At 56.2% G+C, this 1,664-nt stretch carries 1 protein-coding gene and 1 pseudogene; one reads left to right on the forward strand and one right to left on the reverse strand.

The window, feature by feature from the left end; all coding sequences use genetic code 11:
- Positions 1–173: 173 nt before the first annotated feature.
- Entirely contained in the window at positions 174–1,088 is a 915-nt protein-coding gene (locus E3O67_RS04545; RefSeq protein ID WP_135102063.1) for a DUF3800 domain-containing protein, read from the reverse strand.
- Positions 1,089–1,579: 491 nt separating this feature from the next.
- Here E3O67_RS04545 and E3O67_RS17180 point away from each other — a divergent pair.
- Positions 1,580–1,664 (forward strand): annotated as a pseudogene (locus tag E3O67_RS17180) (recombinase family protein); the annotation flags it as partial.

Below are 1,664 nucleotides of genomic sequence, written 5' to 3' on the forward strand. Positions count from 1 at the left end.
AACGCCGCCTCGGTAAGCTCACCCCGATCGAGTTTGAGACAATAAACGTGGCCCTCAAGGCCGCCTGAAACCACTAACCCTTTGAGTCAACTGAACTCGGGGCAGTCCCTCCTGGACGATCCTTAGTGGACGTGTCTACTGGCCACAAGGAGGACAGCGCTCGATGGTGGTGGTCAAGGACTTGGCTTCCCGCGTAGTGAGGAACTTTGCGCAGCACCATACATCCGGCGGAGGATGGCGGGATCGACGCTGTTAGACAATCGCTGACCAGTGATCGGCGGGAACAGAGAGCGTCTGGTGTCTAGAATGTCTCCTTTGTTGAGGTCCACAATCGCCCTGTTGTTGAAGTGCAGCTTCGATTCGTAGGTGAATGATTTGCGCATTGAAGCCAGGCGTGACGGGATCCAGTCATACGGCGAGTTCTCGATCAGCTGGTATTCGATTGCGCGCGTGATCGCCGCGGCGATCCAGTCAGCGAATTGGATATTTGCGCTAAGAGTGCTGTCTACGTGCATAGGGGGTTCGATTATGCGTCGCATCTCCTGCCGCTCTGCGGCCCGACCGAGTATATGGCCATACATGTTGGGAAGTCTCTTCGCTCGCTGAGACTCATTAATCTGATCGATCAGCACAATCAAGTTTTGATCGTGGTGCTCGGCATGGCTACAAAGTCGATTAAGCGTTTCCCGCATAGCGGCGGTCTCTCGGACCTCGATGTCGAGTTGAGTCTGCCCGGGGGTCCCCAAGGGCTTCTCATCTGCATAGAAGAAAACGAACGCTCCGAGGTCCAGCGCACGTTGTACGAGGCCATTGAAAACCCGGATCTGCTGAGGGTAGTTCGTGTGAGTGTGCGGCCGGAATATGTCCGCGCCCTTTCGCTCCCATTGGCCGGGATTCTCGACGCCGATGAGGTCTGTGGCGAAAAGTGTTCGTTTCTCTTGGACAAAAATTGATCCGAACTGTCGAGCTTTCTCCGCGGGGATAACGAAGCCGGCGTAGCCGAACGCGGGGCTTGTTTTGTATCGTGGGTCCGTTTTGGAGACGAATGCGCCCGTCTCGCCGATTTCGTCGATATAGGCCAACAGCATGGTTGATTATCCCGTTAACGCAGAAACCCACGCGTCAGCGTGGGTTTCCCGAATTGGCGCTCCGGGAACTGTTTCATCCCTGCTACCAACTACGACACTAGCACCGCGATTGCTCGGGCTGGTAGAAAAATTCTTAGCCTCCGCGGTGCCTGAATATCTACGGTGCTTCTCGGTGGTCGGGGTGGGTTGTCGCGTCGGCGATCGCGATGAGGTCGTTTTCCTTGAGCAGATAGTCCAAGCGAGAGACCCGGTTGCGGCGTTCGATGATACGTCGGCACTCGTCCAGCATCCGTTTTGAGCCACTAAGCGATCGCAGAATTCCGGCCGACAGTAGCGTGCCACAGGGGCGCCCTTGCAGCTGCCACATTCGACTGTTTCTGCACCGTTTACGACATGCGGAGTGAATGACTGGTTGTGTGACAGCTTCCGTCTTCCCAGGGGGTGCGATCACTCTGCCGTGCAATCGAACGTTTAAATGACAGGGGTCGAGCATGCTCGTCGGATACATGCGCGTGTCAAAAGCTGATGGTTCGCAGAGCACTGATCTACAACGAGACGCACTCCTGGCCGCCGGCG

Source organism: Cryobacterium sp. TMT3-29-2, assembly GCF_004564305.1.
GTDB classification, from domain to species: Bacteria; Actinomycetota; Actinomycetes; order Actinomycetales; family Microbacteriaceae; genus Cryobacterium; species Cryobacterium sinapicolor.

What these genes read in the sequence shown, in the direction of transcription:
- E3O67_RS04545 (WP_135102063.1), bottom strand. Translation starts at nt 1,088, where the DNA reads ATGCTGTTGGCCTATATCGACGAAATCGGCGAGACGGGCGCATTCGTC.